Raw genomic sequence first — 24,168 nt, 5'->3', positions numbered from 1 at the left:
AGCTCCGGAATCTGTCGAAAAACTTCATGTGTCGTGCCCTATAGGAAGCGCATGCCGCGCGTCTCGTAAACAGAGGGGCCTTTAGCCTCTGGATTCGTGGCCATCAAAGTGACCGCGTTCAGCGAGGCCATCAGCGGGTCAATCTTGGCTGTGCCGCTGGCCTGCTTGGTGATGAGGGAGGCGTTGCCAGAAGGCACGACCTTGGCATTGCCAACGCTCCAGGCCATGAGCGGCTGCGCGGCATGCACCAGGCTTCCGTCCAGCAAGCCGCGCTCAGCCACCGCCATCGCGCCGGTGAGCTTCCAGCCCTGCGAGATACCAATGATCAGATCCTCGGGGATGCCGGCATCAATCAATGCCTGGAAAACAACCTTGTGCGTGCGCTCGGGGTCCAGGCCGATCCTGGCCAGCAGGCCCCAATCAAAGATCTGCTTGCACAGCGCGGCGAGTTCCTCCAAGTCCTGGCCCGGTCGCTCCACGACAACCAAGTCCCCATCCTTCTCAAAATCCCGGTATTTCGCCTCTTCGGACTTGCGCCGCTCAATCGCAATGGGATGGATCCATGCCTTGTTCCACAGAGCGCAGTTTTGCGAGTCTCGCAAGCGCCCATCAATGGCAAAGCCCAGCAAGTCATCCAGCCCGCCGCCGTCAATTCCTATGGTCACCACCTCGCACTTGGCCTGGATGAAGTCCAGGTTGATGCGCTTGTCGCCGCGCTTCTCCCAGAAGTCGGCGCCGGTCCAGCGGTTGGCCCGCAGGTTCAGGCCGATCTGGATATTCAAGTGCTTGGCGAGGAAGCGCTGGAAGCCACCATCCTGCTCCGGAGAGCGCTTTTGCATCTCGTCGGTGAGCCATTCCTTGCTGACCGACCGGCCCAAGTTCGGATTGGTGATGTAAAAATTCTCCGGATCCAAGTACGCCTTGGACTTGATCATCGCCTCAGGGAACTCATACAGAATGCCCAGCGTCTTGAGGCTGACCACCTTGCCGTCGCGCACATCGCGCCAGTAATCCAGCTTGGCCTTGAAAACGCCCTCAGGCGCTTCGTCCGACTGCGTGGTCAGGAAAATGACCCAGCCCTCTTCGCGCGACACCTGGCCGCCCAGCGCCTCCTGAAACATGGCGTCGGCATTGGCACGCTTGCCAAACAGCCAGAGCTCGTCCACCAGGATCTTGCCCGACTTCTTGCCGGAGACCGTGTCCGTGTCGGCGGCCACCACCTTCAGGCTGTTGCGGTTCACCCGATGGGTGATGGTCCGAATATGGTCCTGAATGTGGAACAGCGCAGACAGCTCCTCATCTGCGCGCACCATGCTGGCCGCCGGCTTGAAGGAGTTATCAGCCACTTCCTTGGTCGGCGCCAGAATCAGGTGCTCCTCATCCTCGCGCCAGCACAGGATCAGCGCCGTGAGCATGATGCCCGCGGCGATGGTGGATTTCGTGTTTTTCTTGCTGATGAGCAGGCCGTATTCACGGATCAGCTGCTTACCCGTCTCGGCGTCGTATGCGCCAAAGATGACGCGCACAAAATCGAAGACCCACTCTTCCGAGCACTCCCCGAAAGTCGGAGGCCGGTAATCATCGAGCTCAGCATCCCATACCTTGGGCAGGTCGACGACTTTGAGCTCCTTGAAGATGGCCAAGGCCTGCTCGGCCTGGTCCCGGAAGATCGGCGGCGGAATGATGGACTTCCGCTGCACCAACCGTTCTTCCCAGTCGATGCAAGCGGTGCTCCATTCCATATCTACACTTTCTTTCCGTTAGCGGTCGCCAACTTCGGCGGAGCGGCCGGCGTAAATCGACTGGCCACTTTCTTCGCTGCATCAGCCTGTTGCTCTTTCTTCCCGCCCTCGCCCTTCTTGGCGAACTCAAACGGCATCAGGGCTTTGGCCGCGTCAATCCGCAGCTTCGGCTCCAGTAGCACGTCGTTCATGGCGGCGAGCAGGAAAGCCCGGGGGTCGCGGTGCGCGAGCGCCTGGCTCAAATCGAAACTACCAAGCGGTGCATCTGCCTTAGGCGCCACCTCTTCGGGCTTCTCGACCGCCGCAGCTTTCCGCTGCTGGTGCGCCAGCACATCCTTGTCCTTTGCCAGCCGCGAGCCAGCCGCCGAAGCAGATGCCGCGCTGTACCCAGCAGCCAGTGCCGCCTCTTTGTTTGACTTGCCCGCCAACAAGGCTTCAGCGAACAGCCGCTTCTTGCCTGTCAGCGCCATGATCAAACCCTTCCGATCTTTAACATCCCTTTAACATTCGGCGCGTGTTAAAAATCGCGCAAACCCATGACTGGCGCGGCCTTCGGGCGAGTTAACGCACTGACCCAGCCTTTAACATTTTTCTCCACGGGGGAAATTTTCTGCGCGTGCGGAACAGGGCGGTCTAGAGGCCGAGCGCCCCCAGGCTTTGACCTCCCCCCTCCCCCTTTCGATGCCATCAGGCCGCGTCAGGAGGCGACTGGCGCTGCAATCTCAGCCCCAAGGGTTCTCGCCCGTCATCTCAACGAACGCATCCTTGAGCGCGCTTACCTTCGCAGGCAGCGAAGCCCTAAGTGCCTGTACGTGCGTCGCGTCTGGTATGGGCATGCCGAGCGCAGCACTGAGAGAGTCGAGCTCGTCAATCAGTACGCCGAGCTTTTCCTGGGCTCCGTTCATGACTCACCTTCCACCATCAACGCAACCGGCGGCATGGTGCTGCCGGCCACCCACAACATGACAGGCTGACCCGCCTTGATCGCCTCAATCTCTGCAGGCGTAGGCTTCCAGAACGAAACGACTGCCGGCACGCCATCCCAGTCGGTACGGGTGATGGGCAGCGCGTTGCATGGCAGGGTCTCCTGATCCCAGCCTGCCGGCGCGCCAAGCACAGCATTGTTTGACGGGTGCTGCATACGGTCCATGGGTCACATCCTTTGCTCCGTGCGCTGCTTGTCACGGGAGTGGTGAGTGGCGCACAGCGACTGCCAGTTACTGCGCCTCCAGAAAAGTGACTGATCACCTCGGTGCGGGGTTATGTGGTCGACCACAGTCGCGTCCTCCACACGACCAGCCGCCTCGCACATCACGCAAAGGGGATGCTCACGCAGGAACTGCGCTCTGGCCTGCTGCCACTTGTAGCCATAGCCGCGCTGTGTGGATGTCTGGTCACTCGTGCGCCAGCTGCCGGCCTGGATGGTCTGCACACGCTTGGTGTCCAGCATTGGCACACCGTTCTTGAGCGTCTGAAGCTTGGCCATCACGCACGCCGACCGTAGCAGTGGAACAGGCAGGGCATGCGCTCCAGCCCCTGGATGGCGTAGATCGAAGCGAAGCGAATGCGCCGGCCAGCAATGCGCCCTTGGGCGTCAATGCGGCTCGGGTTGTCGTGAACCTTGATCCAGCCGCCCGAGGTGCTGACCTCAGACACGCGAGAAAAGCGCTCGCCAGTGTCCACGTCGATGATCGACGCGCCACGGGCGTTTGCTGCTGTGTAGAGCATTTCGCCCTCCTCGGGATAGGTGCCGCCACCGAGTGATCCGCCCCTACTGCAATGTGCGTGATCGTCGGGCGTGCTCGGTGGCAGTGAACCGGGAATGAAAAAAGCCGCCGAGGCGAACCTGGGCGGCAGTTGCTATACGTGTGTAAGTATTTGGCGAATCAAAAAATCCGGCAGCATCCGGAGAAAGTACTACTCACGCGGCACAAGGTGGAATGTGTTCATTGGCAAAGACACATCGGGATTGTCTCTAATCAGAACGAGACCAGTGACCTTTCCTGATGCACCATCTGTGCCTTTAAATTCTCCCCCTACAACCTCTCCAGACAGTCTCTCTCCACCATTCCAGGGCGTGAAGTACTTGCCGTCGAGAAAGTATCCAATCGCGCCCCAATTTCCCTCTTGCGGCACCACGTCATAAATAACGCCTTTTTCCATGACCTCTCCTTGCAAAAGACCCAAGGATATTTGGAGAGTCAGAAAAGAAAAAGCCCCAGCGGGTCAGGCTTGGGGCTTTGGTCACGCCGCTGGCTACCTTCAGGCAGCCAGGGCACACGACTCAGTGTCGCGGAGAATAGGCGCGATTGTGACACCCTTTGTCAAGTAGCGCAAGCGGTAGATGTTCCAGAAGTGCCGCAAGCCCTCAATTCGACTGCCGTCCCACACATCACTCTTGAGGCGCATGCGTCGACGGGCCTCCATCGGGTGCTCCTTCTGGGGGATGTAGATCGCAAACAGCACGCGTCGAAACTGCATTGGCACGGACTGCAGCGCCAGCTGGACATGCCGCGCGCTCCAGTCCGGCATGAAGGGGATCAGGGGTTCGTCATCACTCCGGGCCTGTGGCGGCGGTCGATACTTCCCCTCCGCGCTGGCACAGCGCTGCTTCTTGTACCGATCCTGGGCCCATCGCCCGTACCTCTCCAGCAGCTCCTCGGCCTGCTGCAAGTCTTGGGGCACATTCAAATTCAAGTCTCTACGCATCAGCCCCTCTCTTTCTTTGATTGCTTCAGTTACCCAACAGACGACACACGGTCACGTTCAGCGCGTCCAGTTCGCTCATCTTTTTGATTGCCCACATACGGCGCTGGCCGTGCAGCCCCATCAGCGGGCCACGGTGGCAGCTCTCGCACAAGGCCACGACCGTGTATTGCTGGCGCTGCTCGATGTGGTGCGCCTCGCTAGGGCCGGTCTGGTCGCAGACACTGCAGGGAAGCTCCTTGACCGCTGCCAGGTGGGCGCGCTCTTTGTCATTCAGCCTATTGAGCATTGCCGCCCTCCTCGGGCTTTTCGCCGTACTGCAACTCCAGCGCCAGCTGTGCGTAATGGATCACCTTGCGCAGATCCTCGGCACCGTTCTTGGCCTTGTGCCGGGTCGCGTACTTGATGATGTTTCCCTGAAAGAAGTCCAGTCCATTGGCATGAATGAACTCGATGGGCTGAATCCGGCAGTCCTTGTAATGGCTGCCGCCGGCCTGGGTGTCCAGAGCGCTTTTCACCACCATGCGCACCCCCTGTCCTCGACCGCCACCAGGCTGCCGTAGTCGTCGACCACGCAGACAGTGCTGCTGCCCACCTGCACCCGGTTGCAGCAGCGGTTCTCCATCCAGTGCTCGATCAGGTAGCGGCCATCGCTCAGCCGCTCATAGGTCGGCCACACCAGCCGCGTGATGCGCGATGTGCTGGGCGGCTTGCGCTGGCCAGCCAGCGGCACGACCTTGCCAAAGAATGCGGGGTTGAGTGCCTGGGTCATTTGATCACCCGCACTTCCCGCCCCAGCAGAGCCTTCATGAGGTGGCGCTTGATCCTGAATTCGGGGGTCTCTACGCCCTTCACATCCTCGATCACCTCGATGCCCTGCTCCAGGTACACGAAGTCAGCGATGTAGCGAATCGCCGGCCGGGCGCGCGCAGCGCCAGCAAACTTCACCGATGGAACCATCTCAAACACCACCTGCCGGCGCAGATCGCTGATGTGGCCGCCACGCTGCAGCATCTGCAGGTGAGCCCATCGATTGAACTCGGCCAGGCTGTCGAACTTGCCGCCATCCGCTGCCGTTATCTTCCTGTTGCCGTACTTGGGGTTTGCGGCCAGAGGCACCAGCTTCAGCGCGTGTCCTGTCAACTTCATGCCCTTGCTCATGCCTGCACCTTTCCGCGCTGACTTTCCCAGTCGAAGGGAATGGCCTCCCCGCCGTCTTCGCGCAGACGATCAAAGATGCGGTCACCCAGGTAAGCTCGAACCTCATCAACGCCGAAGTTCGACAGCAGCAGGGTTGGCCGGCGCTTCTCATAGCGCTCGTTGAGCACATCAAACAGGACCAGCTTTTCGGTTTCGCTGCCGAACTGCACGCCCACCTCATCCAGAATCAGCAGGTCGGGGAACACGAGGGCGGCCACTGCCTGGGCCTCGGTCTTGTCAGCACCACGGCTCCATGTGTCCTTGACGCTGCGCACCGCGCGCATCACCGTGGTGAAAAGCACAGGACGCCCATCGCGGCGCATCAGGCGCAGCGCAATGCCCGCGGCCAAATGCGTTTTTCCGGTGCCCACGTTGCCCACAAAAAGCGCGCTGCGGCCGGTCTTGATCACCTCCGCAAAGCCATCTGCGTAAGTCGTCGCGAAAGCAAGTGCATGCTCTTGCTCCGGAGTGCTGGCAACAAAGTTGTTCAGCGTGCGATCGGTGAAGCGCGGAGGAATGCAGGACTCTCCCAGTCGCTGCTCCCAAGCGGCCTTGCGCGCCTGGTGCTCACGGGCTTCCTGCGCCGCCTTTTCCTTGGCGGCAGCATCAGCGGTGCAGCCTGGGCACTTCGACCAGATGCGGCCGATGAAGTTGATGGACTCGTAGGCGCCGTGGGTCTCGCAGACCTGCTGGCGGGGCTCGGCGCGCGGCATGCTGGCCAGACTTGAAAGGCTGGTGGTCATCACAGTTTCCCTCCGGTGTAGGTGCGGGCTGAAAAGCCTTCTGAAGCTGGCGGGCGGCGGGCCAACGCTGGGCGGCCGGGGGTCAGCTGGCGCTGGGCGAATTTGGCAGAGTTGCGCAGCCAGGTGCGAAATGCGGCTTGCCAGTCCTTGAAGGTGGAACCGTTGGCCATGTGATGGTCCTCAAACGCCTCAAGCTCTGCAGTCACAACCAAGCCCAGCTCACCGGCCAGTCGATCAGCGGTTTCGTTCGGCTCGAAGTTGTCTGGCAATGCGGTTGCACGGCCCGTTTGGTTTTTTTTCTGCGCCAGCATCAACGATTCCTGATGGTTCATTGATGGTTCTATGACGGTTATTTGCGGGTGCAACCGGTTGCACCCTTTCCTGCTCTGGATTGCGCCCTTTAGTGCTGTCGTTTGCACCGTTTGCGTCGTCAGTTGCACCCTTTTCTAACGGTGCAATTTCTGCACCCTTTATCCAGTCGAGGGAAATGCGGTATTCCGAGTGCATGCTGCGCCCACCATTACCCGCATTGACCAGGATCAGCCAGCCGGATTCCTGCATGCGGCGCAGCTGGTACTGGACGGAGCGTTCGGACTGACGGGTCTTTTCGGCCAAGGCTTTGATGCTCGGATAGACCCGGGTGCCGTCATCGCTGGCATGGTCGGCCAGCGCCAGCGCCAGAAGCATTTCGCCGCCACCATTGGGGTAGCGCTCGAACACAGCGTTCATCACTTTGACGCTCATGCAGCCACCTCGCTGCTCATCTTCTCGCGCACCTGGTGCTGGCACCACAGGCCTGCAATCCACTCAACACCCTTGGCGGTGAACTTGTAGTGAACGAAGGCGTGCGAGGTCTCGCCATGCTCTGCCGTCCCCGTCTTGGCCTCAAAGCGACCGTTGTGCATGTGCTCTGCGCGCGGCGTGAGCGGGCCATGTGGTGTGGTGCGGTACATCAGCCCGCGCTTCAGCAGGAAATCAGTGAATGCGTTCAGCTTGGCGCCGAGGAGCTTGCATACCTCACGAACGCCCATGCTGCCAGTGCCGGGCAACACGTAGCGATCGACAAACTCTGCCTTGGGGGCGACCAGCGCCAGCCGTGCCTCAGCCTCGATGCGGGCCTGCTCCGAGTCCATGGCCAGCTTGAGAATGTCCATGCGTGTCAGCTGTGCTGGCGCAGGCTGCTGGGCCTCCAGCTCCTGCCAGCGCTTGACCACCTTCATGCGTGCCACAGGGTCGTAGCCCAGCAGCAGCGTCAGGCTGGTGTCTTTGTCCAGCTCGTATTGGGGATAGCTCTGCTCGTTCTCGCCCACGTAAGTGCTTGAAAAACAAACAGAACGCAATTCTGCGTTTTGCTGCAGCGCGTCCATCATGCTGCGGATGTCGCGCATCACGTCGGCATGGCGCTTGCCCGTCAGCTCCGAAATGTCGCGACTGCTCATGGTCAGGGCCGTGGGTGTGGTGATGGCATTCATTGCGCACCTCCTCGGATGGACTGCAACAACTCGGCCGTGCACTTCATCAGCGCCAGCAGCAAAGGCTCAAGAGCGCGGCGGTCGTCTGCGCAAAAGTGGCCGTCCTGAGCTCGGGGAGAGCCTTCTGCCAGGGACTTGCTGGCAGTGCTGACCAGCTCCATAAACAGGCGAATGGAGTCAGATGGGCTGCGGTCATCCATCTGGAAATCCATTGGCACCTGGCCAACCAGATGAGCCAAGGCGAACACCGCGCGGCGGGCCTGCGCCAGCACGATGATTTCCATCACAACACCAAATGAGGGCGGCGCCGCTTCATGGTCAGGGTTGATGCCGTTGGCCAGGGTATTGCCGTTCAGACCGGCAATTTCAGCCAGCGCACGGATACCGCCGGGATACTCTTTGGCGTCGGCCTGGAGAGCCAGGAACAGCGCGCGATGGGTTTGCTTAATGGTTCTACGCATAGCGAATGCCTCGTGAGATTCGCCTACCGCTGGGAAGGCAGAGGTTGGACACTGGCTGCATGAAAACGAAAACAGGCCAGAAGAGAGGGAAAGTTGCCCGCCACACCCTGGGCTATGCTGGGAGCTCCTACACAACCAGCGCCAGGGAGGGCGGACATGAATTGGTGGCAACGCTGGAAAGCGAAGCATTGGGACGAAACAGACTCTTTCGGCCCGAATTGGTACATTCCGCCGTTACGTCGAACGTGGTACTGGCTCGAAAGGCACTGGCAAAAGGACCCGATGCAGTTCCTTATTGCCTTCGGCTCAGCTCTGGGAGGATTGGGCGTACTCATAGGTGGATTCGTCGCGCTCATTCAGCTGCTCCGATAACCACCGCATCCCAATTGACCGTAGGCAAATACACAAACTTGATGCCTGTGCGCGCTGTGGCTTCGCTAGCCCATTTTTCAAATGCTTCGCGCTTGCCGCCTGTGAGGAACTCCTCCGAACGAAGCATTACCGTCGATCCTGGCTCTACCTTGAGGGCATCGAAATCCATGACTCCGGCGGGGCGCGCAGGACGCTTGAACAACAAACCTACCAACATCAATGTTTGGCCAAACTGCGCAAGAGCAAAAGAGAGCAGCAGCCACTTATCCATTGCTGGCCTCCTTGGTAGTGGATGACTGCGCCAGCTCCCTGGCGGTGCGCAGGTATGCCCAGTCAACATCAGGGCGCAGGTCCTCGCAACGGATAGCGCCGCCAGATTCGCGGTCCAAGTTGATGCAAAGGCTCTCGCCAAGGCGCTGACCCTTGCTGATTGCCTTGCGCAAGTAGCCCTCAGACGTTTGGCATCGCGTTGCAAGACTCAGACGATCAGCCTTTTGCAGGCTGTTTAGGTAGGCGAGTAGTTTTTCCATACCCATATATTACCCATAGGTAAGGCATTAATCAATACCCATGGGTCATTTACTTACAGGTAATCGTTTGCTGGAATCTATGGATGGATATGTACGAACAGCGGCGTAACGCGCTGCAGAGACTTGTTGACTCTCTTGGCCGTGGCGGCATTGCCAGCATTGCTCAGAAAATTGGCAAGGATGCGAGCTATGTGTCTCGAATGCTTTACCCCGCCGACAAGAATGGCTCCAAGCGGATAGGCGAAGACACCGCAGTGCTCTTGCAGGGCGCTTTCCCTACTTTTTTTATCGGTGAACTCGCCCTCTTGGGAGGGGGCGCCACGCCCTTCGGTCATGAAGCCGCATCCTCTCCCTATGAGGCGCCAGCCGCCAATGGGGAGGGGCGCGACCTGATCATCACCCAGTACGACGTAGGCGGCGCGATGGGCAATGGTGGAAAGCTGATCCTTGAGGCAGAACAGCCTGGTGTGATCAAGAGTTGGCGGGTCGACCAAGATTGGCTGCGCCTCAATGTGCCGACCTACACCAGTGTCGGCAATCTGTGCATCGTTACCGGATTCGGACCTTCAATGAAGCCCATCTTCAACCCCGGCGACCCACTACTCATGGATCGCGGAGTGAATCATGTAGACCACGAGGGGATCTACTTTTTCCGCATTGGAGATGAAGGATTCATCAAGATCATTCAGCGCGTGCCCAACTTCGATAAACCAGGGTTTGTGCTGCGCATCATCTCGAAGAACAAAGACGATTTCCCGCCATACGACATTTCATCAAAGCATCCCGACTTCCATGTAATCGGGAAGATCCTTACGGTTTGGCGCAGCGAGCAGTATTAATTCCAAAGGAGAGTAATGCCTGAAGTTTTGCACCTGAGAGCCCCCTGCGGACTGGGAAACTAGGCCGAGATTCACTAGTTCAGTGCTGGCTAGTCCGGAAGACCTGGATCGCATCGTCGGCAAGTACGACCTTCCACGGGCTGCTGCAGGGTCACCGCATGGGACGGGAATGGTCCGCTGCGGTCTGAATGGGTGCAACGAGTTGCATTACCGAGGGTTCCTGTTAAAGCTAGTCGACGGCCGGGAAACGATCATTGGCCAGGATTGCGGTAGGCGTAACGTGGGGGCCATCTTCAATGAAATTGAGGCCACCTTTAAGGCAGAAGAAACCAGACAAGCCCGTCAGCAGCTTATCGAGGACATCCGCTCGACCCGAGAAAACTTGATCGCTGAAGCCGAAAACTTGCTCCCACGGGTCACGGCTTCTCACGATCGATTCAGCCACTTCCGGAACGATCTCTCCAAGTACGCAACTTTTTGGGAGCGACTTGGTGATGCAGCGCGGCAAGGCGGGCGAGTACTGGTTGCGGTTGAGCGCTCGGACTGGGTGGAGTCCAATGGGAAGCAAGACGTCACCGCTGGCGCAACGATCAGGCATTTGGATCTCCTAGACCAAGACACCACCATTTACTCGAGGAGCTTGAGAATTCAGGTGATAGCTTGGCTGAGGACTGATATCGCGCCTGAAATTGAACAGGCCGGCGACGATCTGAAAAAACTTAAGATCGTTGCAGACAAAGCCTCAGCAGTGCGCAACATCTTGCGTGATGCAGAGCAATTCACCGATCGGGTAGACCAATTCTTTGAGCCATCTAACTTGGCTGGTCTACTGGTGATACGTGACAAGCAGCTGCGAAAGGCCGATAAGTCCAATGCCCTAGACCGGGCACTTCGACGACAAATGCAGGCTCGCCCTGCTGCCAATAGCTAGACTCCATTGCCTGCATAAAGGCCAAGATGTGGTGCACACCCTGCGCCTCTTCTGCATGGCCCAAACTCAACTCAACCCCCAGTTGATCGCGCGGATAGCTGGCCACCCAGGATACCGCTGCATCGACAGCGTCGCAGCAGCGCGGTGGCTTTGAATAGCTCGCGCCTAGAGTACTCACGAAGACAGTATTACCGTAGCGCCTAAAAATCAGCGCATCAAAGTCCTCAAGGACTATTGCATCAAGCCCGCCATCAGCGGGCTTTTTTTTCGTCTGTGTGGTGTGTGGTCATGAAGAAATATTACCTCACTTCGAAAAATAAATTACCCATGGGTATTGCATCAATTATTACCCATGGGTAAGATACATCATCGCCGCAACAAACGGCAGCGATGGGTGCCAAGCGATCGAGCCGCGTGCCACGGGTCTTTAAAAAGCCAAAGAGGAAATGGCCGGCCGCAGTGATCAACAGCGTCTGGCGCGGGTTAAACCCGTCCCCAAGCCGAGCGAGTCGGTACACGGGGCAAGCAGTCCGGGCATGTGGGGTCACTCCTGCATGTTCACGCCGAGAGGGGACTGCACGCGGAAAGAAGTGCAACGCGTGAGACCAGAGCACTGCTGAATCGATGCCAGCGAAAGCATCCCAACCAGGCAGCCGCGCGCTGCGAAGGAGAACGCATGCGAGATGAATAGGCCGGATGCCCCGGCCCAGCAACTGCCGAAGCAGCGTTAAAGCCGCACGAAAGCCGGCACGGGATCAGAGTTGGCCGATGGTTTGAGGAGTCGCCCGCCCTCTTACACCAGATGACGCCGCCACACGAATATGACTGCGCAAGCAGCGCCAGCCCCTGAGCGACATCAGGGCGCAAACCAGAGTCTTGCTGGCAGGGCTCCGGTTTGTCTATCGACCTCGCCTGCGCCAAGACCTATGGGCATCACGCCAGCACATAAGCATCTTGAGAAAGGCCAACAACGCCGCCGCGCCAATCTTGAACCTCAAAAGCGATAGAGAAACGTCGCCCTTCGGGGTTGCGGTGGCAAAGGAGTACAGAAGGAACATGAAGCCAAACGTAAACGGCCAGGACAAGAAGGCGATGTACGCAAACTCCAACCGGTTGCGAATCGCCCAACGCAGGATTCTTTTCGTCGTGGCAGGGGCCTGGAGTGCCGACTTCTTTTTCAACCCCAGCGAGGACATCGCCCTGGTTTTGAACCTCTCAATCCTGGCTCTGCTCATTGTCTGTGTGGTGCTTCAAGTTGCGTTGATGCGCTCATCGTAACAATCGCGCATTCACATATCCGCCTTGCCGCCGTAAGCGGAAGCCATCCGGCGTGACCACTCGAGCAGGTACGGCAGTTCAGGAATGGGCCTGGGCTACCGTCAATTAGGAACACGGCGCTTGCGTCGTGGCGACAGTGGTCACGCCAGATGGTTCTACACCTCTTTACTGTAAGACGAGCTCCTATTGATCGCTCGAAAAGCGTCATGCAGAATTCGGCCCCATCTACCTGTTATGCCGGGCCTGGGATCCCTCCTCCCTCCCTTACTGACCTCTTCCCCAGGCAGGGCCCGAAAGGGTCACCGGCTCTTTATTCAAGCCCGCAGCAACCGCTCGCGGGCTTTTTCTTTGCCCACAGGAGATTCCATGCATCCCGCTCCCGCCACCGCCTCAACGACAAAGCTGCTGATCGCGGCGCAATGGGCTCTCACCGGCTTCGGCCTCTTCTGCCTGGTCGGCGCGGTCGTGGTGATGGCGCTCACGCCCGAAGCATGGCCCCTCTGAACAACAAGCGCTTTATTGAACAGGAGATCCTCATGCTGAAAACGATTGTTGATTCCGTGCTGGTCATCGTTGGCGCCCTACTTCTCGCAGCCTGGCTGTCCGCGCCTGATGCCCAAGCCGATGAACCCCAATCCATCACCCAAAGCCTGCGCGATGAGTTCGCGTGCCCAGGCATGCATGCGGAGTGGCTGGATGAAAGCACCGTTCAATGCCTGAAAGAAACACCGTAGACCAACGGACTCAACGCAGAAACCGGAGAGCGAAATGCAGACACATGAATTCTTCACTCGCATCATTGCAGCGAATAGCGTAGGCCCGAACATGATCTCAGCTGGCGGATCCTGCTGCAGCGAGTCACCGAGAAAGGTCTACATCTGCGGGAACTGCGACACCAGCCATGGCAGTCACACGGCGGCAGAAGAATGCTGCCCCCCAGAGGTTTATTCAGAGTACCAGTGCCCTGTGTGCTCTGAAACTCATGGTGAATTGCGCGACGCAGAGAAGTGCTGCGGCAAGACCAGCGCGCAACCTATTCAGTGCCCGGTCTGTCTGTTAAAGGCAGATAGCTACGAAGAGGCAGCAGATTGCTGTCTGCACACCCATCCGACGATGACGGCTCCTGGCCGCTGGCGCACCGCCGCAATGGTCGCCCAGGGCATGTCATGGGCTGAAGCCGTGGCAGCCAACGTCAATCACTGATATGGGGCGCGGATCAAAACACGGCCTCTCTCGCAGCGACTGGGAGCAGCGCAGAACCGAATTCGTGCCGCGCGGAACGGAGTTGCCACAAAGCAAGCTTATGCCGCTGGATGTAGCCGAGATCCGGTCGGCAGCCAGGCAGCGCGACAGGCTACGCGAGCACATCAACAAGAACCTGAGCAATGCCGCCTTGGCTGAAAAGTTCGGCGTGCATGTCAGAAATATCGAAAAGGTTCTTAGTCGTGAGACCTGGAACCACATCCCCTAATTTGCCCGCGGCCTGCAGTCACGGGCTTTTCCACTTCAGGAGTCCTGATGTTCAAGAGCATGATCATTTACCGCATTGCCAAGAGCTGGCAAGGCGATCTGCAGGCGCTGGAGGATGCCCTGCAAAAGACGGTGTTTGAAGAGTGCGGCGCCACACAGGAGCGCTCCGTGGGCTGGGTGCCGCCGCGCGGCGAGCCGCACGGTCCTCTGGTCGAGTCCGTGGCCGGTCAATGGGTCATGCGCTTCATGACCGAGGCCAAGGTGCTGCCAGCCAGCGTGCTCAATCGCAAGGTCAACGAGAAGGCCGAGCACATCGAAAAGACCGAGGGCCGCAAGCCTGGCAAGAAGGAAAAGCGCGACCTCAAGGACGAGGCCAAGCTGGATCTGCTGCCCATGGCCTTCACCAAGCAGGGAGCCATGTGGGTCTGGATCGACCCGCAGGCCCGCACGCTGGTGCTCGATACCAGCGCCCAGGGCCGCGCCGACGAGGTGGTAACGCTGCTAGTCGAAGGCCTGCCCGGCTTCGCCCTGGCACTGCTGGACACCCAGACCAGTCCACAGGCCGCCATGGCACATTGGCTGATGACCCAGGAGCCGCCCGCAGGCTTCAGCGCCGACCGCGAGACAGAACTGAAAGCTGCTGATGAATCCAAGGCTGTCGTGCGCTACGCCCGCCACCCGCTGGATATTGATGAGGTCCGCAAGCACATCGAGCAGGGCAAGCTGCCCACCAAGCTGGCCATGACCTGGGACGACCGGGTGAGCTTTGTGCTGACCGAAGGCCTGCAGCTCAAGAACATCACGCTGCTGGATGCGGTCATGGACGGCAACAGCCAGGACGACAGCGGCTTTGATACCGATGTGGCGATTACCACCGGCGAGTTGTCGCGCCTGATCCCTGATCTGATCGAAGCCCTGGGCGGTGAAGGCCGCACCGGCCCGGGCGACCTGCCCGCCTCGTTGGCTGCCAGCGCCAGCAAATAGTCACCTATTCATAGGTTTGTATGAACCGGGCCGTGCGCCCACATCAATGAATCAACTGCCCGCCATACCGCGGGCTTTTTTCTTTGGAGGCTCCCATGAGTCTGACTTTCGTGAATCACAACGGCGACCCCATCACCGATTCCCGCATGGCCGCCATGCGCGCCCAAGGCGCAGAGCTCGAGCGCATGCGCCGACTGGCGGCCAAGGCTGACCCTGTGTCCGTGCACAAAGGCTGGCGCGTCTCAGGTATCGCGCCTGGTCTGCTGGATGAGGCAAAGCAGGCACACGAGCGGCTTTGCCAGATGGCACAGAAGGCGGGCGGCAAGCCGCCGGAACCCCTTCGATGAAACTGCCTGGCTGCGCACCGCCAAGCGCACTGCTGTGCGCAGCAAGCCCTACCCCCTTCAAGAAGCCGCCCAGCTCTGCAAAGAGTTGGCCATCAAGACGGGTTGGCTTGAGGTTCAGCTTCAGGAAATCAAGAAGGTTGTCTCTTGAGTTGCTCTTGCGGGAAGACAGGTTGCAAAAGAAAAAAGCTCACGCTTTTGGCGTGAGCCCTTCTTACAGATCGAAGAAGATTATTTGCGTGGACGGGCCAAAGCCACTCCCAGTGCGCGACCACCAAGCGGCTGGTCATTCAGTGTTTCGATCGCTTTCTGGGCCTGCTCTTGAGTGCCCATTTCAACGAAGCCGAAACCGCGCGAACGGCCGGTGTCACGATCAATGATGACGTCTGCAGCGACCACATCACCGCAGCTGCCGAAATGTGTGCGCAGGGCTTCGCTGTCGATGGAATAGCCGAGATTGGTAACGTAGAGATTGGATTGCATTGTGTTCTTTCAAAGATTGCTCACGCATGTCAGCGATGAGCGGTTACAAGATTGATAAGGGTCAGCGGCGGCGCTTGAAGGCAGGTTTGGCCCCAGTAGCAGCACCAGTACGAGGAGGAAGATGGCGAAAGGTCACACGCCCTTTGTTCAGGTCGTAGGGCGACATTTCGACGGTCACTTTGTCACCAGCCAGCACACGAATACGATGCTTGCGCATCTTTCCGCCGCTGTAAGCAATGAGCTGATGGCCGTTTTCCAGAGTCACGCGAAATCGCGCATCTGGCAGTACTTCGTCAACTCGGCCCAACATCTCGATTAGTTCTTCTTTAGCCAAAGTGTCTCCTGTGAGTGAAGGATTCAGCCGCTCAATTCAGCCTTTGGTCCAACACCATGTTTCGCCCTTCAGTCAGGGCATAGCTAGAGGCGAGCGACTCGTTAGAAAACTGGGGAACAAATCGAATGACGCGGTCATATGCACCGCGGCGAATGGAAACGGCAGCCAGAAATTGGCCGCTGGAGCTCGGCTGAGTCAGAGGCGTGACCGCGTAGCGGCCAATCTGCTCTGTAATGTTTTTGTGCAGCATGAAACGGACGGCCGCACGCACGATTGCGCAGACCGTCAAATGAGATAGGGAAGGCCCGCTCTGAATGCAGGGGGCAACGCAGATCCATAAGGATGTTCAGGATCTGGGGGAGTTCGCCTAGAGGGGAGTGACCACCGCGTGCTTTGCAAGAAAGAGCGGCTACCTGCGGCCAAGGGGCGGCATAGGTGTCAGACAGGCGCTGTTGGGGCGAACGGCCTGAACAGCGAGTGAAACCAGTATAGGTGAATTGAAAGACCTTGGGATCACAACATTCAGCCTCACTGAAGGACGCGGTCCTTGGAGGCGGTCGAACGATACCCCTCGAAAAAGAAATCAATAGACCTGTCTGCAGTAAGCCTGTACCGTGGGGCAACTGTTTGGAAATTTAGCGAGAGCCTTGCAATGAGCACAACTAAAAAATCGGCCGTCCACCATGTCGTGGAGGCCAAGCGATGGGAGCTCAGCCGGGAGAAAGAGCGCATCACCTATCCTCCCGAACATGCCGGCCCTGTACAGATGGACTGGCGCAAGCGCGAGAACTACTCCGCGACCGACCTCGACTATCGCGGCCGAAACAAGACCTAGAGGTCCCTCCACCCAATTGCCATTGCCCGCCTCGTGCGGGCTTTTTTATGAGGAGCAACGAGATGAGCAATACCAATCCAGATAAACGCTGCGGAAGCTGCGGCGCGCCGCTGCCTCAAGACTTCAAAGAGGAGCAAGGTCAGCCACTTCCTTGCGGCCACTGACAACCTCAACCTTCACAACTTTCCGGCCCGCCACTGAGCGGGCTTTTTGCTTTCTGGAGCCCTATGCTTACCCCTCAATTTGTGCTGCCCGTACACACCGAGCTGGTCGTGGATCTGTTTGCTGGCGGCGGTGGAGCCTCCACCGGTATCGAGCAGGCCATCGGCCGCCATGTCGATATCGCCGTCAACCACGACCCCGAAGCAGTCAGCCTGCACACTGCCAACCATCCGCAAACGCGCCACTTCTGCAGCGATGTGTTTGAGGTGGATCCGCTGGCAGTCACTGACGGGCAGCCGGTGGGCCTGCTCTGGGCCAGTCCGGATTGCAAGCACTTCAGCAAGGCCAAGGGAGGCAAGCCGGTCAGCAAGAAGATTCGCGGCCTGGCATGGGTGGTGATCAAGTGGGCCAAGCTGACCATGCCTCGTGTGATCTGTTTGGAAAACGTCGAAGAGTTTCAGACCTGGGGCCCACTGGGTGCCGATAGCCGCCCCTGCCCCGACCGCAAAGGGCTGACATTCCAGCGCTGGAAAAGGCAACTGGAAAACCTGGGCTACAAGGTGGAGCACCGCGAGCTGCGCGCCTGCGACTTCGGCGCACCGACCATCCGCAAGCGCCTATTCCTGGTGGCCCGCCGTGATGGTCTTCCCATCACCTGGCCGCAGCCTACCCATGCCCAGCCCGATGAGAACGGCAAGGTCGCCAAGGGATTCAAGCCCTGGCGCACTGCAGCCGAGTGCATCGACTGGAGCATTGCCGCGCCGTCCATCTTCGAGCGCGAGCGCCCCCTGGCGGACGCCACCTGCCGACGCATTGCCAAGGGCATCGACCGCTATGTGGTGAAGACGGCAAAGCCTTTCATTGTGGGAGACAGCGCGCCATTCCTGACCGAGCACGCCAACGCAAGCACGCAGCGCACATTCCGCGCTGACGAACCACTGCGCACCCAAGTGGCCCAGATCAAGGGCGGGCACTTTGCCCTGGCCGTTCCCACGCTGGTGCAAACCGGCTATGGCGAGCGTGCCGGCCAGGCGCCGCGCGTGCCCGGTCTGGAAAAGCCGTTGGGCACCGTGGTGGGCAGCCCCAAGCATGCCCTGGTGCAGGCCTTCCTGGCAAAGCACTACACGGGCGTGGTCGGCAGTGACCTGCAGGACCCCATAGGAACCGTCACCAGCGTGGACCATCACAGCCTTGTGACTGCTCACATGACCAAGTTCCGCGCGGGCAGTGTCGGCTCTGCAGCGGACGAGCCTCTGCATACTGTGACCGCCGGCGGCACGCCCGCCAGGCCCAGCACGGGCAACACCATGGGCCTGGTCACTGCCAATCTGGTGCACCTGGGCCACGGCGAGGGCAAGGACGGTACAAAGCGATTCAGCCATGGCATCCGCGATGTGGCCGCGCCGCTCAACACCGTCACCGCCCAAGGCGCGACCGCAGGCCTGGTCACCAGCCACATGGTCAAGCTGCGCAATAACCAGTTCGGCCAGTCGCACGAGGAGCCATTCCCAACGCTGACGGCAGGCGGCGGCCATGCGGGTGAAGTCCGAGCCTTCCTGGTGAAGTACTACAGCGAGGGCGGCCAGGACGCGAGCTGTGCGGATCCCATGCACACGATCCCCACCAAGGACCGCATGGGCCTAGTCATGGTCCATGGCGAGCCCTATGCCATCGTGGACATTGGCCTGCGCATGCTCACGCCGCGTGAGCTCTACCGCGCCCAGGGCTTCCCCGAGAGCTACATCATCGACCGCGGCGCCGCCGGTGAGGCCATCACCAAGACCGCCCAGGTCCGTATGTGCGGCAACAGCGTGTGCCCGCCACTCTCGCGCGCCATCGTGGCCGCGAACTACAGCGAAGCAGGCCAGCTCCGAAAAGTCGCCTGAACACCAACACCCCAGCCCGCCGCCGCGGGCTTTTCTCATTCTGGGAGCCACCTATATGCAAGACAAGAACTTCATCAAGCTGACCGACCAAGACGCAGCCCTGCTCGAGCAAGGAGCATCCATGCTTGAAGGCTTAGAGAACGATGAGCGCAATCGCGGGAATTGCAGCACAGCCGAAGGCGCAGGATGCAGCGCCCATGCAGTCCGCCGCCTGGCATCTGCCCTGCTGGCGCATGAGCGAGAAATTGGCCAGTGCCTGCACCAGATTCAGGAGCCAGCCGCAGCAGAACAAGCCGCATGGCATGCAGGCCTGGACGAAGGCCGAGCACAGGCAGCGCCCGCAGCCGTGGCAATGCCTGATGAGCTGATTCGCGCCGCCAAGCAGGCTCTCGCATGTATGGATGGATTGCAGCAACACCTGGGCCGCGCCGTTTGCCAAGTCGAAGCTGATGCACTTCGCGCCGCGCTTGCCGCCACCCCGGCAGCCGCGCCCGACATGGTGAGCGTCAATAAAGAGGACGCTAACAACTATTGCCGCATCCTGGCCGCTCTGGGGATGGAAGAGGAAGGCGATCCAGTTGCCGAGGTGCAGCGCCTGCTGTCCACAGCAGCCGCGCCAGTGGTGCTGCCAGAGCCTGTGGCTACTTTGCACTGCAACGATGAATGCTATGTGTGGGCTCGGGCTTCTGAGGCAGGGCAGCGCATGCGGTTTGAGCAGCCAATAGCGCTCTTCACAGAGCAGCAGCTGCGCGCCCTGCTGGCTACTGCTACCGGACTTCCCGCGCAGGCGGTGGAGATGCCTGATTTTGACTTGCGCACATCGAAAGGTGGGCGTGGGTTCGTAGCTTGGTACTTTGCCAATGTGTTGCAGCGCTATGACTATGAAAACTACATCACCAACAAGCTTGCCGCAGACTTCGCCTGCGATCTAGCTAAAGCCCTAAGCTCCACGCTCGCAGCACCCCAGGCGCAGGCAGACGCGCGGGATGCGGCACTAGCAGCGAGTGAGCAGGATGCGCTGCGATTGGTGCGCCAAGCCGTGCGCGATTTTCACTATGCACTGGACAACAGGAAGCATGGCGGCGTGGCGGCAGGTGCAGCAATGAATGCAATCGAAATGGCCCTGAATATGTACTGGCAACAGGGCCAGGAGGCTGACAGGCGCGCCTCCCTGGCAGCGCAAGGGGGCGAGTGATGTTCTTCGACTTGCCCTCAGACAAAACGTGCATCCATCCGGAGCACGAACCGCCGACTGGCCTCTACATCCCGCCGGGAAAGGGATACCGCCATGTCTGCCCCGGCTGCAAGACGGTCAAAGACGTTATCCCGCTGCAGTATTCGCTCACCCAGCGCGCCCAGGCGCCGCGGGCATGGAAGGTCACGGAAGAAATGCACAGGGCTGCAGTGAAGGTTCTGCACCGCGCAAATGGCCTTGACGGACTCCCGCAGCGAATGCTGGACGCCATGATCGCCGCGGCGCCACTGGCACCCACTCACCTGACAGATGGCGAAATCATTGCAGCACAAGAAGCGTTGATCGCGGCCAAGGATGAGCTGTATCGCTCACGCATCGGTCTGCAGTGCGCGCACTGCAAGAAAGGGACGTACCGCGCTGACGGCAATGGGTACCACGACTTTCACCGGTGTGACAGCTGCCGGTACGTACCCATGTGGGGCAGCGATGGCAAGGAATTCGGAATGCAGGAGAAACGAAATGGCCCGTCCATCTAAACGAGAGATCCGCCGCGCTCGCCAAGAGAAGCAGCAAAACCGCAACCCCGAGCCCCGCCACTGAGCGGGGTTCCTTTTTTGGAGCAACGCATGAACCCAGCGGTTCTTGATGCCTGCTGCGGCAGTCGAATGATGTGGTTCGACAAAGCAGACCCGCGCGCCGTGTTCGTAGACCAGCGCAGCGAAACCATCACAGTCACCGACAACTCACGCGGCAATGCGTCTGGCCAGCGCGTGCTGCGCATTGAGCCCGACTGTCTGATGGACTTTCGCGCTCTGACCTTCCCGGATGGGGCCTTCAAGCTGGTGGCGTTTGATCCGCCTCACCTTGTCCATGCAGGGCCGAAATCATGGCTTGGAGCCAAGTACGGAAAGCTGGGACCAGACTGGCGCGAAGACTTGCGCCAAGGCTTTTTCGAGTGCTTCCGCGTGCTGGAGCCAGGTGGAACTTTAGTGTTCAAGTGGAACGAAACGCAGGTGAAAGTGAAGGAAGTCCTAGCCCTGACATCTGAAAAGCCTTTGTTCGGCCAAGTCAGTGTCCGCTCTGGAATGACTCACTGGCTCGTTTTCATGAAGCCATGACCCAGGCAACCAGCGCCAGCACCGTGGGCCTGCCAGAAGACAAGGCCTACATAGCCCACCACTTCAACTGCCCTACCTGCTGCGCCGCCGGCCTCTCAGGGGGCAAACAGCAGCGCTGCCCCGATGGCCTGCAGCTCTGGGAGGCCTACAACCAGGCCGTTCGCCCGAAGCAAGACGAACAGCCCCGCAAGCGGCTTTATTAAAGATTGGATGAATATGAGCAAGCAGATCACACTTATGGCATGGGCAGCAGTTAGGTTTGATCCACCGCCCAGTCTCTGGACGCTCAGAAGAATGGCTAGAGAGGGCCGGATTGAGCCAGCACCCGTGAAAGTCGGGAAATCGTATTTCGTGCCTGAAGACGCGCTGCCTGTTGATCCCAACCGCAAACCGTCCTTACTGGCGCGCATCAAGAAGGGACACTGACATGGCTGCACGCCCGAGAGAAAGAGTCCGCAGGGACTGGCCTGCCGGCCTACGCGAGCCACGCCCTGGCTATTTCACTTGGCGTAATCCTGAAAACGGGAAGGAGCTCGCAATTGGGCGCGTTCCGCTGGCTCAAGCCAAGCGCCAAGTGCTTGAGGCGCTGGATTACTTGGCCGCAGGCAGTCCTACCCTATTAGAGCGAATTACGGGCAAGGAAAAGAGCATTGCGGAATTGCTCGAGCAAATGCCAGTCAGCGAAAAGTACAACACTGCAAAAAGCAATCGCTCACTCGACAAGAAGATCAATGAGGCACTGGGTGGCATTGCCTGCATGGGTCTGACTGTCGCACACTGCGCCAAATTCATTGAGGACGAGATAGCCGCAGGGAAAGCGCGCAGTGCGCAGGCGTTGCGCTCAAGACTCATGACGGTGTGCAATCGCGGGCAGCAACTGGGTTGGCTGGATTTCAACCCTGTCGAGCCGACCAAAAAGCCGCAAGCCAAAACAACGCGCCAGCGCCTTACCCTGGAGCAGTTCAAAAGTATCCTTGCGGTTGCACCACAGGTCGCGGAATGGCTGCCTGGCGCAATGCTGGTCGCCCTTCTTTCCGGCATGGATCGTGACACCATCGCAGGACTCGAGCGCAAATGCATTGGCCCAGATGCTCTGACCATCCGCCGCGCCAAAACTGGCGTGTGGATTGAAATTCCACTGCGCCTACGCATGGATGATATGGGAATGACGCTATCAGATGCTCTGGCCGCTTGCCGTTCAAATGTCGTGAGCCGGTATGTGGTCCATCATCGACGCACCTATCGCGCCGAAGTGAAGGCGGGCAGCGCCGTGCATGTGAACCGTATCACCAAGGCTTTCAAAGAGGCGCGCGAGCTCGCGGGAATCACGGGTGACGACGCGCCAACGTTTCACGAAATCCGCTCGCTCGCAAAGCGCACCTACATGGCCCAAGGCAACGTGGATACCAAGGCTTTGCTGGGCCACACATCGGAAAAAACGGCTGCGATTTATGCTGACCCTCGCGGCGCGGAACCCATCCGCGTCAAGGTCTCATAAGGGCAGTTATCCACAGACCACATTAGGGGACAAATTAGGTGACAATTAGGGTACAACCTTCTGCAGCCCGCGAAAACACTACGTTTCGCGTTCTCATGGTCTGCACCGGAAACATCTGCCGCAGTCCCACTGCCCACGGCGTGCTGGAAAAAATGGTGGCGGATGCGGGTCTTCAGCATCTGGTGCAAGTGGACTCCGCCGGCACGCACGGCTATCACGTAGGGGAGGCTCCCGATGCCCGTAGCCAGCAACATGCGCGCCGCCGGGGCTATGACCTCAGCCGACAGCGTGCACGGCAGCTGACGAAGCAGGATTTCGACGCTTTCGACCTGGTACTGGTGATGGACAGCGCCAACGAAGTCGCTGCGCGCCGCATCGCCACACCCGCCCAGCAGCAGCGCATGAAGCGGCTGACCGACTACTGCCAGCGCTTTGACGAGCGCGAAGTGCCCGATCCCTACTATGGCGGCGACAGCGGCTTCGAGCATGTGCTCGATCTGGTGGAAGATGCCTGCCGAAATCTGCTGCAAAACATCGTCCAGAATCGCCAGACCTGAATGGACCTCTCCATGGATTTGCCGAAATTCCGACTCAGCCCCAATGCCTATGCATTGGATCTGTTTGTGGCTGAAAGCGGTACCTGCTCCTGCTGTGGCCAGGCGCGTGAGCTCAAGTACAACAGCTCGTTTTACAGCCGCGAAGAGCCGGACTATCTCTGCCCCTGGTGTATTGCCGACGGCAGCGCGGCCAAGAAATATGAGGGTGAATTCAACGACTACCTGGGCATTGAAGGCGTGAGCGCCGATCCCGACGAACCTGACAGCATCGTCATGGATCACGTGCTGCTGCTGGAAGTCTGCGAACGCACGCCCAGCTATCACAGCTGGCAACAGGAGCAGTGGCTGGTGCATTGCAACCAGCCCTGTGCCTTTCTTGGCTATACCGATTACGCCGAAATCCAGACCCTGCAGGCCGAGTTGCAAGCCGATATAGCCAACATGCCGGAGCGCTATCTGCAGGCCATCAGCAAGACCGGTGATCCGGTGGGCGGCTACCTGTTTCGCTGCGTGAAATGCGGCATGCATCGGCTGCACACCGATTGCACCTGAGGCACGAACACGGACATCATGCAGGTGGAGTTCAGCCACCATATCGACGCCAGCGAAGCTGATGCCGAAGGCTTTTACGAGTACTACTACGAGTACGACATCTACCGCTTTACGCTGGGCGGCCTGAGTCTTGTGGTGCGCAGCTATAGCGATACCTGGGAGCAAGCCAGCGTGCTGCGACTGGAAGAAGCCGGCAAGTCACGCCCGCTGCAGCCCAAGGATCTGAAAATGCCTCTTGTCCAACAGGCGCGGGAGCATCTGCAAAGCCTGGGCAAGCAGGAACTGCGCTGGTTCAACCCCAGGCACGCGCGCTACGACCCGCTTTGAGCAAGCCGCTGAAGCGCTCAGGCTACGGCGCACCCACCGCCAGTTCATGGCGGCCGCAGACACCCGGCACCGTAGCGCCCGGAAAATGCAAGCCTTCGGAAAGCGCCTGGCGCAGGGCCTGGCGCTCTTGCCGCGTGGCCCGCATCAGT

The 24,168-nt window shown here is 59.5% G+C and carries 40 protein-coding genes; 20 read left to right on the top strand and 20 right to left on the bottom strand.

Annotated elements, in window-relative coordinates; all coding sequences use genetic code 11:
- Positions 1–38 precede the first annotated feature (38 nt).
- The 18 genes from V8Z78_RS17670 to V8Z78_RS17585 all read right to left on the bottom strand — a co-directional run bounded on the left by V8Z78_RS17670 (position 39) and on the right by V8Z78_RS17585 (position 8,967).
- Positions 39–1,742, bottom strand: a complete 1,704-nt coding sequence (locus tag V8Z78_RS17670) for a terminase large subunit (RefSeq protein ID WP_349731821.1) — start codon at positions 1,740–1,742, stop codon at positions 39–41.
- Positions 1,743–1,744: 2 nt separating this feature from the next.
- Positions 1,745–2,212: a terminase small subunit gene (locus V8Z78_RS17665; RefSeq protein WP_349731820.1), complete on the bottom strand. Its 468-nt coding sequence runs from the start codon at positions 2,210–2,212 to the stop codon at positions 1,745–1,747.
- Positions 2,213–2,464: 252 nt separating this feature from the next.
- Positions 2,465–2,647 (bottom strand): hypothetical protein, encoded by a 183-nt coding sequence (locus V8Z78_RS17660; protein ID WP_349731819.1) that lies wholly within the window; start codon positions 2,645–2,647, stop codon positions 2,465–2,467.
- A complete protein-coding gene (locus tag V8Z78_RS17655) occupies positions 2,644–2,892 on the bottom strand; it encodes a hypothetical protein (protein WP_349731818.1) in 249 nt (82 codons plus the stop codon). The genes V8Z78_RS17660 and V8Z78_RS17655 overlap by 4 nt, the downstream gene beginning before the upstream one ends.
- A gap of 3 nt (positions 2,893–2,895) precedes the next feature.
- Positions 2,896–3,228, bottom strand: coding sequence for an HNH endonuclease signature motif containing protein (locus V8Z78_RS17650; protein WP_349731817.1), 333 nt, complete (start codon positions 3,226–3,228; stop codon positions 2,896–2,898).
- A complete protein-coding gene (locus tag V8Z78_RS17645) occupies positions 3,228–3,470 on the bottom strand; it encodes a hypothetical protein (RefSeq protein WP_349731816.1) in 243 nt (80 codons plus the stop codon). Before V8Z78_RS17645 ends, V8Z78_RS17650 begins: the two co-directional genes overlap by 1 nt.
- Positions 3,471–3,659: 189 nt before the next feature.
- Complete coding sequence (locus V8Z78_RS17640) at positions 3,660–3,905, bottom strand: hypothetical protein (RefSeq protein WP_349731815.1); 246 nt, start codon at positions 3,903–3,905, stop codon at positions 3,660–3,662.
- A gap of 99 nt (positions 3,906–4,004) precedes the next feature.
- Complete coding sequence (locus V8Z78_RS17635; protein ID WP_349731870.1) at positions 4,005–4,427, bottom strand: hypothetical protein; 423 nt, start codon at positions 4,425–4,427, stop codon at positions 4,005–4,007.
- A 49-nt stretch (positions 4,428–4,476) separates the two neighbouring features.
- The gene (locus tag V8Z78_RS17630) at positions 4,477–4,737 is read right to left on the bottom strand and encodes a hypothetical protein (RefSeq protein WP_349731814.1); all 261 of its coding nucleotides are present in this window, start codon (positions 4,735–4,737) and stop codon (positions 4,477–4,479) included.
- Entirely contained in the window at positions 4,727–4,972 is a 246-nt protein-coding gene (locus tag V8Z78_RS17625; protein ID WP_325800456.1) for a DUF3310 domain-containing protein, read from the bottom strand. Before V8Z78_RS17625 ends, V8Z78_RS17630 begins: the two co-directional genes overlap by 11 nt.
- Positions 4,963–5,220, bottom strand: coding sequence for a hypothetical protein (locus V8Z78_RS17620; RefSeq protein ID WP_349731813.1), 258 nt, complete (start codon positions 5,218–5,220; stop codon positions 4,963–4,965). Before V8Z78_RS17620 ends, V8Z78_RS17625 begins: the two co-directional genes overlap by 10 nt.
- Positions 5,217–5,597 carry a DUF1064 domain-containing protein gene (locus V8Z78_RS17615; RefSeq protein WP_349731812.1) on the bottom strand — a complete coding sequence of 127 codons (381 nt, stop codon included), beginning with the start codon at positions 5,595–5,597 and terminating at the stop codon, positions 5,217–5,219. The genes V8Z78_RS17620 and V8Z78_RS17615 overlap by 4 nt, the downstream gene beginning before the upstream one ends.
- 8 nt (positions 5,598–5,605) lie before the next feature.
- Positions 5,606–6,391: an ATP-binding protein gene (locus tag V8Z78_RS17610; RefSeq protein ID WP_349731811.1), complete on the bottom strand. Its 786-nt coding sequence runs from the start codon at positions 6,389–6,391 to the stop codon at positions 5,606–5,608.
- Complete coding sequence (locus V8Z78_RS17605; RefSeq protein ID WP_349731810.1) at positions 6,391–6,561, bottom strand: hypothetical protein; 171 nt, start codon at positions 6,559–6,561, stop codon at positions 6,391–6,393. The genes V8Z78_RS17610 and V8Z78_RS17605 overlap by 1 nt, the downstream gene beginning before the upstream one ends.
- Positions 6,562–6,625: 64 nt before the next feature.
- Complete coding sequence (locus tag V8Z78_RS17600; protein WP_349731809.1) at positions 6,626–7,135, bottom strand: helix-turn-helix domain-containing protein; 510 nt, start codon at positions 7,133–7,135, stop codon at positions 6,626–6,628.
- Positions 7,132–7,863, bottom strand: coding sequence for a phage antirepressor KilAC domain-containing protein (locus V8Z78_RS17595; RefSeq protein ID WP_349731808.1), 732 nt, complete (start codon positions 7,861–7,863; stop codon positions 7,132–7,134). Before V8Z78_RS17595 ends, V8Z78_RS17600 begins: the two co-directional genes overlap by 4 nt.
- Positions 7,860–8,324: a phage regulatory CII family protein gene (locus tag V8Z78_RS17590; RefSeq protein WP_349731807.1), complete on the bottom strand. Its 465-nt coding sequence runs from the start codon at positions 8,322–8,324 to the stop codon at positions 7,860–7,862. The genes V8Z78_RS17595 and V8Z78_RS17590 overlap by 4 nt, the downstream gene beginning before the upstream one ends.
- A gap of 352 nt (positions 8,325–8,676) precedes the next feature.
- Positions 8,677–8,967 (bottom strand): hypothetical protein, encoded by a 291-nt coding sequence (locus V8Z78_RS17585; protein ID WP_349731806.1) that lies wholly within the window; start codon positions 8,965–8,967, stop codon positions 8,677–8,679.
- Between the two features lie 342 nt (positions 8,968–9,309).
- Between V8Z78_RS17585 and V8Z78_RS17575 the strand changes: the two genes are divergently transcribed.
- The 9 genes from V8Z78_RS17575 (at position 9,310) to V8Z78_RS17535 (ending at position 15,075) form a co-directional block, all read left to right on the top strand.
- Entirely contained in the window at positions 9,310–10,065 is a 756-nt protein-coding gene (locus V8Z78_RS17575; RefSeq protein ID WP_059441692.1) for a S24 family peptidase, read from the top strand.
- A gap of 280 nt (positions 10,066–10,345) precedes the next feature.
- Positions 10,346–10,996: a hypothetical protein gene (locus V8Z78_RS17570; protein ID WP_349731804.1), complete on the top strand. Its 651-nt coding sequence runs from the start codon at positions 10,346–10,348 to the stop codon at positions 10,994–10,996.
- A 954-nt stretch (positions 10,997–11,950) separates the two neighbouring features.
- Positions 11,951–12,274 (top strand): hypothetical protein, encoded by a 324-nt coding sequence (locus V8Z78_RS17565; protein ID WP_349731803.1) that lies wholly within the window; start codon positions 11,951–11,953, stop codon positions 12,272–12,274.
- A 366-nt stretch (positions 12,275–12,640) separates the two neighbouring features.
- Entirely contained in the window at positions 12,641–12,778 is a 138-nt protein-coding gene (locus tag V8Z78_RS17560; protein ID WP_349731802.1) for a hypothetical protein, read from the top strand.
- Between the two features lie 32 nt (positions 12,779–12,810).
- A complete protein-coding gene (locus tag V8Z78_RS17555; RefSeq protein WP_349731869.1) occupies positions 12,811–13,008 on the top strand; it encodes a hypothetical protein in 198 nt (65 codons plus the stop codon).
- Between the two features lie 34 nt (positions 13,009–13,042).
- Complete coding sequence (locus V8Z78_RS17550; protein ID WP_349731801.1) at positions 13,043–13,477, top strand: hypothetical protein; 435 nt, start codon at positions 13,043–13,045, stop codon at positions 13,475–13,477.
- Positions 13,478–13,577: 100 nt separating this feature from the next.
- Positions 13,578–13,745 carry a hypothetical protein gene (locus V8Z78_RS17545; protein WP_165572380.1) on the top strand — a complete coding sequence of 56 codons (168 nt, stop codon included), beginning with the start codon at positions 13,578–13,580 and terminating at the stop codon, positions 13,743–13,745.
- Positions 13,746–13,792: 47 nt separating this feature from the next.
- Complete coding sequence (locus V8Z78_RS17540; RefSeq protein WP_349731800.1) at positions 13,793–14,728, top strand: recombination-associated protein RdgC; 936 nt, start codon at positions 13,793–13,795, stop codon at positions 14,726–14,728.
- 95 nt (positions 14,729–14,823) lie between these two features.
- Complete coding sequence (locus V8Z78_RS17535) at positions 14,824–15,075, top strand: hypothetical protein (RefSeq protein WP_349731799.1); 252 nt, start codon at positions 14,824–14,826, stop codon at positions 15,073–15,075.
- A 228-nt stretch (positions 15,076–15,303) separates the two neighbouring features.
- Here the strand turns inward: V8Z78_RS17535 and V8Z78_RS17530 are convergent, their stop codons facing one another.
- The gene (locus V8Z78_RS17530; RefSeq protein ID WP_034383899.1) at positions 15,304–15,555 is read right to left on the bottom strand and encodes an RNA recognition motif domain-containing protein; all 252 of its coding nucleotides are present in this window, start codon (positions 15,553–15,555) and stop codon (positions 15,304–15,306) included.
- Positions 15,556–15,616: 61 nt separating this feature from the next.
- On the bottom strand, positions 15,617–15,889 hold the full coding sequence (gene infA, locus V8Z78_RS17525; RefSeq protein ID WP_034361186.1) for a translation initiation factor IF-1: 273 nt from the start codon (positions 15,887–15,889) through the stop codon (positions 15,617–15,619).
- Between the two features lie 652 nt (positions 15,890–16,541).
- Between infA and V8Z78_RS17520 the strand changes: the two genes are divergently transcribed.
- The 11 genes from V8Z78_RS17520 to V8Z78_RS17475 all read left to right on the top strand — a co-directional run bounded on the left by V8Z78_RS17520 (position 16,542) and on the right by V8Z78_RS17475 (position 24,019).
- Complete coding sequence (locus tag V8Z78_RS17520; RefSeq protein ID WP_003061314.1) at positions 16,542–16,724, top strand: hypothetical protein; 183 nt, start codon at positions 16,542–16,544, stop codon at positions 16,722–16,724.
- A gap of 227 nt (positions 16,725–16,951) precedes the next feature.
- Entirely contained in the window at positions 16,952–18,772 is a 1,821-nt protein-coding gene (locus V8Z78_RS17515; RefSeq protein ID WP_063663380.1) for a DNA cytosine methyltransferase, read from the top strand.
- 55 nt (positions 18,773–18,827) lie between these two features.
- Positions 18,828–19,967 carry a hypothetical protein gene (locus V8Z78_RS17510; protein WP_349731798.1) on the top strand — a complete coding sequence of 380 codons (1,140 nt, stop codon included), beginning with the start codon at positions 18,828–18,830 and terminating at the stop codon, positions 19,965–19,967.
- Positions 19,967–20,503, top strand: coding sequence for a hypothetical protein (locus V8Z78_RS17505; RefSeq protein WP_148728241.1), 537 nt, complete (start codon positions 19,967–19,969; stop codon positions 20,501–20,503). The genes V8Z78_RS17510 and V8Z78_RS17505 overlap by 1 nt, the downstream gene beginning before the upstream one ends.
- Before the next feature lie 90 nt (positions 20,504–20,593).
- A complete protein-coding gene (locus V8Z78_RS17500; RefSeq protein ID WP_349731797.1) occupies positions 20,594–21,085 on the top strand; it encodes a class I SAM-dependent methyltransferase in 492 nt (163 codons plus the stop codon).
- Positions 21,082–21,288, top strand: coding sequence for a hypothetical protein (locus tag V8Z78_RS17495; RefSeq protein ID WP_349731796.1), 207 nt, complete (start codon positions 21,082–21,084; stop codon positions 21,286–21,288). The genes V8Z78_RS17500 and V8Z78_RS17495 overlap by 4 nt, the downstream gene beginning before the upstream one ends.
- Positions 21,209–21,511, top strand: coding sequence for an excisionase (locus V8Z78_RS27165; RefSeq protein ID WP_370545636.1), 303 nt, complete (start codon positions 21,209–21,211; stop codon positions 21,509–21,511). The genes V8Z78_RS17495 and V8Z78_RS27165 overlap by 80 nt, the downstream gene beginning before the upstream one ends.
- Before the next feature lies 1 nt (position 21,512).
- On the top strand, positions 21,513–22,583 hold the full coding sequence (locus V8Z78_RS17490; protein WP_349731795.1) for a tyrosine-type recombinase/integrase: 1,071 nt from the start codon (positions 21,513–21,515) through the stop codon (positions 22,581–22,583).
- 95 nt (positions 22,584–22,678) lie between these two features.
- Positions 22,679–23,140, top strand: coding sequence for a low molecular weight protein-tyrosine-phosphatase (locus V8Z78_RS17485; RefSeq protein WP_057094787.1), 462 nt, complete (start codon positions 22,679–22,681; stop codon positions 23,138–23,140).
- A 12-nt stretch (positions 23,141–23,152) separates the two neighbouring features.
- The gene (locus V8Z78_RS17480; RefSeq protein WP_057094788.1) at positions 23,153–23,692 is read left to right on the top strand and encodes a CbrC family protein; all 540 of its coding nucleotides are present in this window, start codon (positions 23,153–23,155) and stop codon (positions 23,690–23,692) included.
- Positions 23,693–23,710: 18 nt separating this feature from the next.
- Positions 23,711–24,019, top strand: coding sequence for a hypothetical protein (locus tag V8Z78_RS17475; RefSeq protein ID WP_012839617.1), 309 nt, complete (start codon positions 23,711–23,713; stop codon positions 24,017–24,019).
- Positions 24,020–24,168 lie beyond the last annotated feature (149 nt).

This window comes from Comamonas sp. wu1-DMT, from assembly GCF_040187805.1.
Taxonomy (GTDB): Bacteria; Pseudomonadota; Gammaproteobacteria; order Burkholderiales; family Burkholderiaceae_C; genus Comamonas; species Comamonas thiooxydans.
The sequence above is the reverse complement of the archived record's forward strand: the minus strand, read 5'-3'. Positions and strand labels throughout refer to the sequence as shown.

What these genes read in the sequence shown, in the direction of transcription:
- V8Z78_RS17600 (WP_349731809.1), bottom strand. Translation starts at nt 7,135, where the DNA reads ATGAGCGTCAAAGTGATGAACGCTGTGTTCGAGCGCTACCCCAATGGT.
- V8Z78_RS17500 (WP_349731797.1), top strand. Translation starts at nt 20,594, where the DNA reads ATGAACCCAGCGGTTCTTGATGCCTGCTGCGGCAGTCGAATGATGTGG.
- V8Z78_RS17530 (WP_034383899.1), bottom strand. Translation starts at nt 15,555, where the DNA reads ATGCAATCCAATCTCTACGTTACCAATCTCGGCTATTCCATCGACAGC.
- V8Z78_RS17645 (WP_349731816.1), bottom strand. Translation starts at nt 3,470, where the DNA reads ATGCTCTACACAGCAGCAAACGCCCGTGGCGCGTCGATCATCGACGTG.
- V8Z78_RS17540 (WP_349731800.1), top strand. Translation starts at nt 13,793, where the DNA reads ATGTTCAAGAGCATGATCATTTACCGCATTGCCAAGAGCTGGCAAGGC.
- V8Z78_RS27165 (WP_370545636.1), top strand. Translation starts at nt 21,209, where the DNA reads ATGGCCTGCAGCTCTGGGAGGCCTACAACCAGGCCGTTCGCCCGAAGC.
- V8Z78_RS17655 (WP_349731818.1), bottom strand. Translation starts at nt 2,892, where the DNA reads ATGGACCGTATGCAGCACCCGTCAAACAATGCTGTGCTTGGCGCGCCG.
- V8Z78_RS17640 (WP_349731815.1), bottom strand. Translation starts at nt 3,905, where the DNA reads ATGGAAAAAGGCGTTATTTATGACGTGGTGCCGCAAGAGGGAAATTGG.
- V8Z78_RS17485 (WP_057094787.1), top strand. Translation starts at nt 22,679, where the DNA reads ATGGTCTGCACCGGAAACATCTGCCGCAGTCCCACTGCCCACGGCGTG.
- V8Z78_RS17520 (WP_003061314.1), top strand. Translation starts at nt 16,542, where the DNA reads ATGAGCACAACTAAAAAATCGGCCGTCCACCATGTCGTGGAGGCCAAG.
- V8Z78_RS17480 (WP_057094788.1), top strand. Translation starts at nt 23,153, where the DNA reads ATGGATTTGCCGAAATTCCGACTCAGCCCCAATGCCTATGCATTGGAT.
- V8Z78_RS17490 (WP_349731795.1), top strand. Translation starts at nt 21,513, where the DNA reads ATGGCTGCACGCCCGAGAGAAAGAGTCCGCAGGGACTGGCCTGCCGGC.
- V8Z78_RS17535 (WP_349731799.1), top strand. Translation starts at nt 14,824, where the DNA reads ATGAGTCTGACTTTCGTGAATCACAACGGCGACCCCATCACCGATTCC.
- V8Z78_RS17560 (WP_349731802.1), top strand. Translation starts at nt 12,641, where the DNA reads ATGCATCCCGCTCCCGCCACCGCCTCAACGACAAAGCTGCTGATCGCG.
- V8Z78_RS17475 (WP_012839617.1), top strand. Translation starts at nt 23,711, where the DNA reads ATGCAGGTGGAGTTCAGCCACCATATCGACGCCAGCGAAGCTGATGCC.
- V8Z78_RS17660 (WP_349731819.1), bottom strand. Translation starts at nt 2,647, where the DNA reads ATGAACGGAGCCCAGGAAAAGCTCGGCGTACTGATTGACGAGCTCGAC.
- V8Z78_RS17630 (WP_349731814.1), bottom strand. Translation starts at nt 4,737, where the DNA reads ATGCTCAATAGGCTGAATGACAAAGAGCGCGCCCACCTGGCAGCGGTC.
- V8Z78_RS17555 (WP_349731869.1), top strand. Translation starts at nt 12,811, where the DNA reads ATGCTGAAAACGATTGTTGATTCCGTGCTGGTCATCGTTGGCGCCCTA.
- V8Z78_RS17650 (WP_349731817.1), bottom strand. Translation starts at nt 3,228, where the DNA reads ATGGCCAAGCTTCAGACGCTCAAGAACGGTGTGCCAATGCTGGACACC.
- V8Z78_RS17610 (WP_349731811.1), bottom strand. Translation starts at nt 6,391, where the DNA reads ATGACCACCAGCCTTTCAAGTCTGGCCAGCATGCCGCGCGCCGAGCCC.
- V8Z78_RS17550 (WP_349731801.1), top strand. Translation starts at nt 13,043, where the DNA reads ATGCAGACACATGAATTCTTCACTCGCATCATTGCAGCGAATAGCGTA.
- V8Z78_RS17575 (WP_059441692.1), top strand. Translation starts at nt 9,310, where the DNA reads ATGGATATGTACGAACAGCGGCGTAACGCGCTGCAGAGACTTGTTGAC.
- V8Z78_RS17510 (WP_349731798.1), top strand. Translation starts at nt 18,828, where the DNA reads ATGCAAGACAAGAACTTCATCAAGCTGACCGACCAAGACGCAGCCCTG.
- V8Z78_RS17515 (WP_063663380.1), top strand. Translation starts at nt 16,952, where the DNA reads ATGCTTACCCCTCAATTTGTGCTGCCCGTACACACCGAGCTGGTCGTG.
- V8Z78_RS17505 (WP_148728241.1), top strand. Translation starts at nt 19,967, where the DNA reads ATGTTCTTCGACTTGCCCTCAGACAAAACGTGCATCCATCCGGAGCAC.
- V8Z78_RS17495 (WP_349731796.1), top strand. Translation starts at nt 21,082, where the DNA reads ATGACCCAGGCAACCAGCGCCAGCACCGTGGGCCTGCCAGAAGACAAG.
- V8Z78_RS17595 (WP_349731808.1), bottom strand. Translation starts at nt 7,863, where the DNA reads ATGAATGCCATCACCACACCCACGGCCCTGACCATGAGCAGTCGCGAC.
- V8Z78_RS17615 (WP_349731812.1), bottom strand. Translation starts at nt 5,597, where the DNA reads ATGAAGTTGACAGGACACGCGCTGAAGCTGGTGCCTCTGGCCGCAAAC.
- V8Z78_RS17670 (WP_349731821.1), bottom strand. Translation starts at nt 1,742, where the DNA reads ATGGAATGGAGCACCGCTTGCATCGACTGGGAAGAACGGTTGGTGCAG.
- V8Z78_RS17545 (WP_165572380.1), top strand. Translation starts at nt 13,578, where the DNA reads ATGCCGCTGGATGTAGCCGAGATCCGGTCGGCAGCCAGGCAGCGCGAC.
- V8Z78_RS17605 (WP_349731810.1), bottom strand. Translation starts at nt 6,561, where the DNA reads ATGGCCAACGGTTCCACCTTCAAGGACTGGCAAGCCGCATTTCGCACC.
- V8Z78_RS17590 (WP_349731807.1), bottom strand. Translation starts at nt 8,324, where the DNA reads ATGCGTAGAACCATTAAGCAAACCCATCGCGCGCTGTTCCTGGCTCTC.
- V8Z78_RS17620 (WP_349731813.1), bottom strand. Translation starts at nt 5,220, where the DNA reads ATGACCCAGGCACTCAACCCCGCATTCTTTGGCAAGGTCGTGCCGCTG.
- V8Z78_RS17585 (WP_349731806.1), bottom strand. Translation starts at nt 8,967, where the DNA reads ATGGATAAGTGGCTGCTGCTCTCTTTTGCTCTTGCGCAGTTTGGCCAA.
- V8Z78_RS17625 (WP_325800456.1), bottom strand. Translation starts at nt 4,972, where the DNA reads ATGGTGGTGAAAAGCGCTCTGGACACCCAGGCCGGCGGCAGCCATTAC.
- V8Z78_RS17665 (WP_349731820.1), bottom strand. Translation starts at nt 2,212, where the DNA reads ATGGCGCTGACAGGCAAGAAGCGGCTGTTCGCTGAAGCCTTGTTGGCG.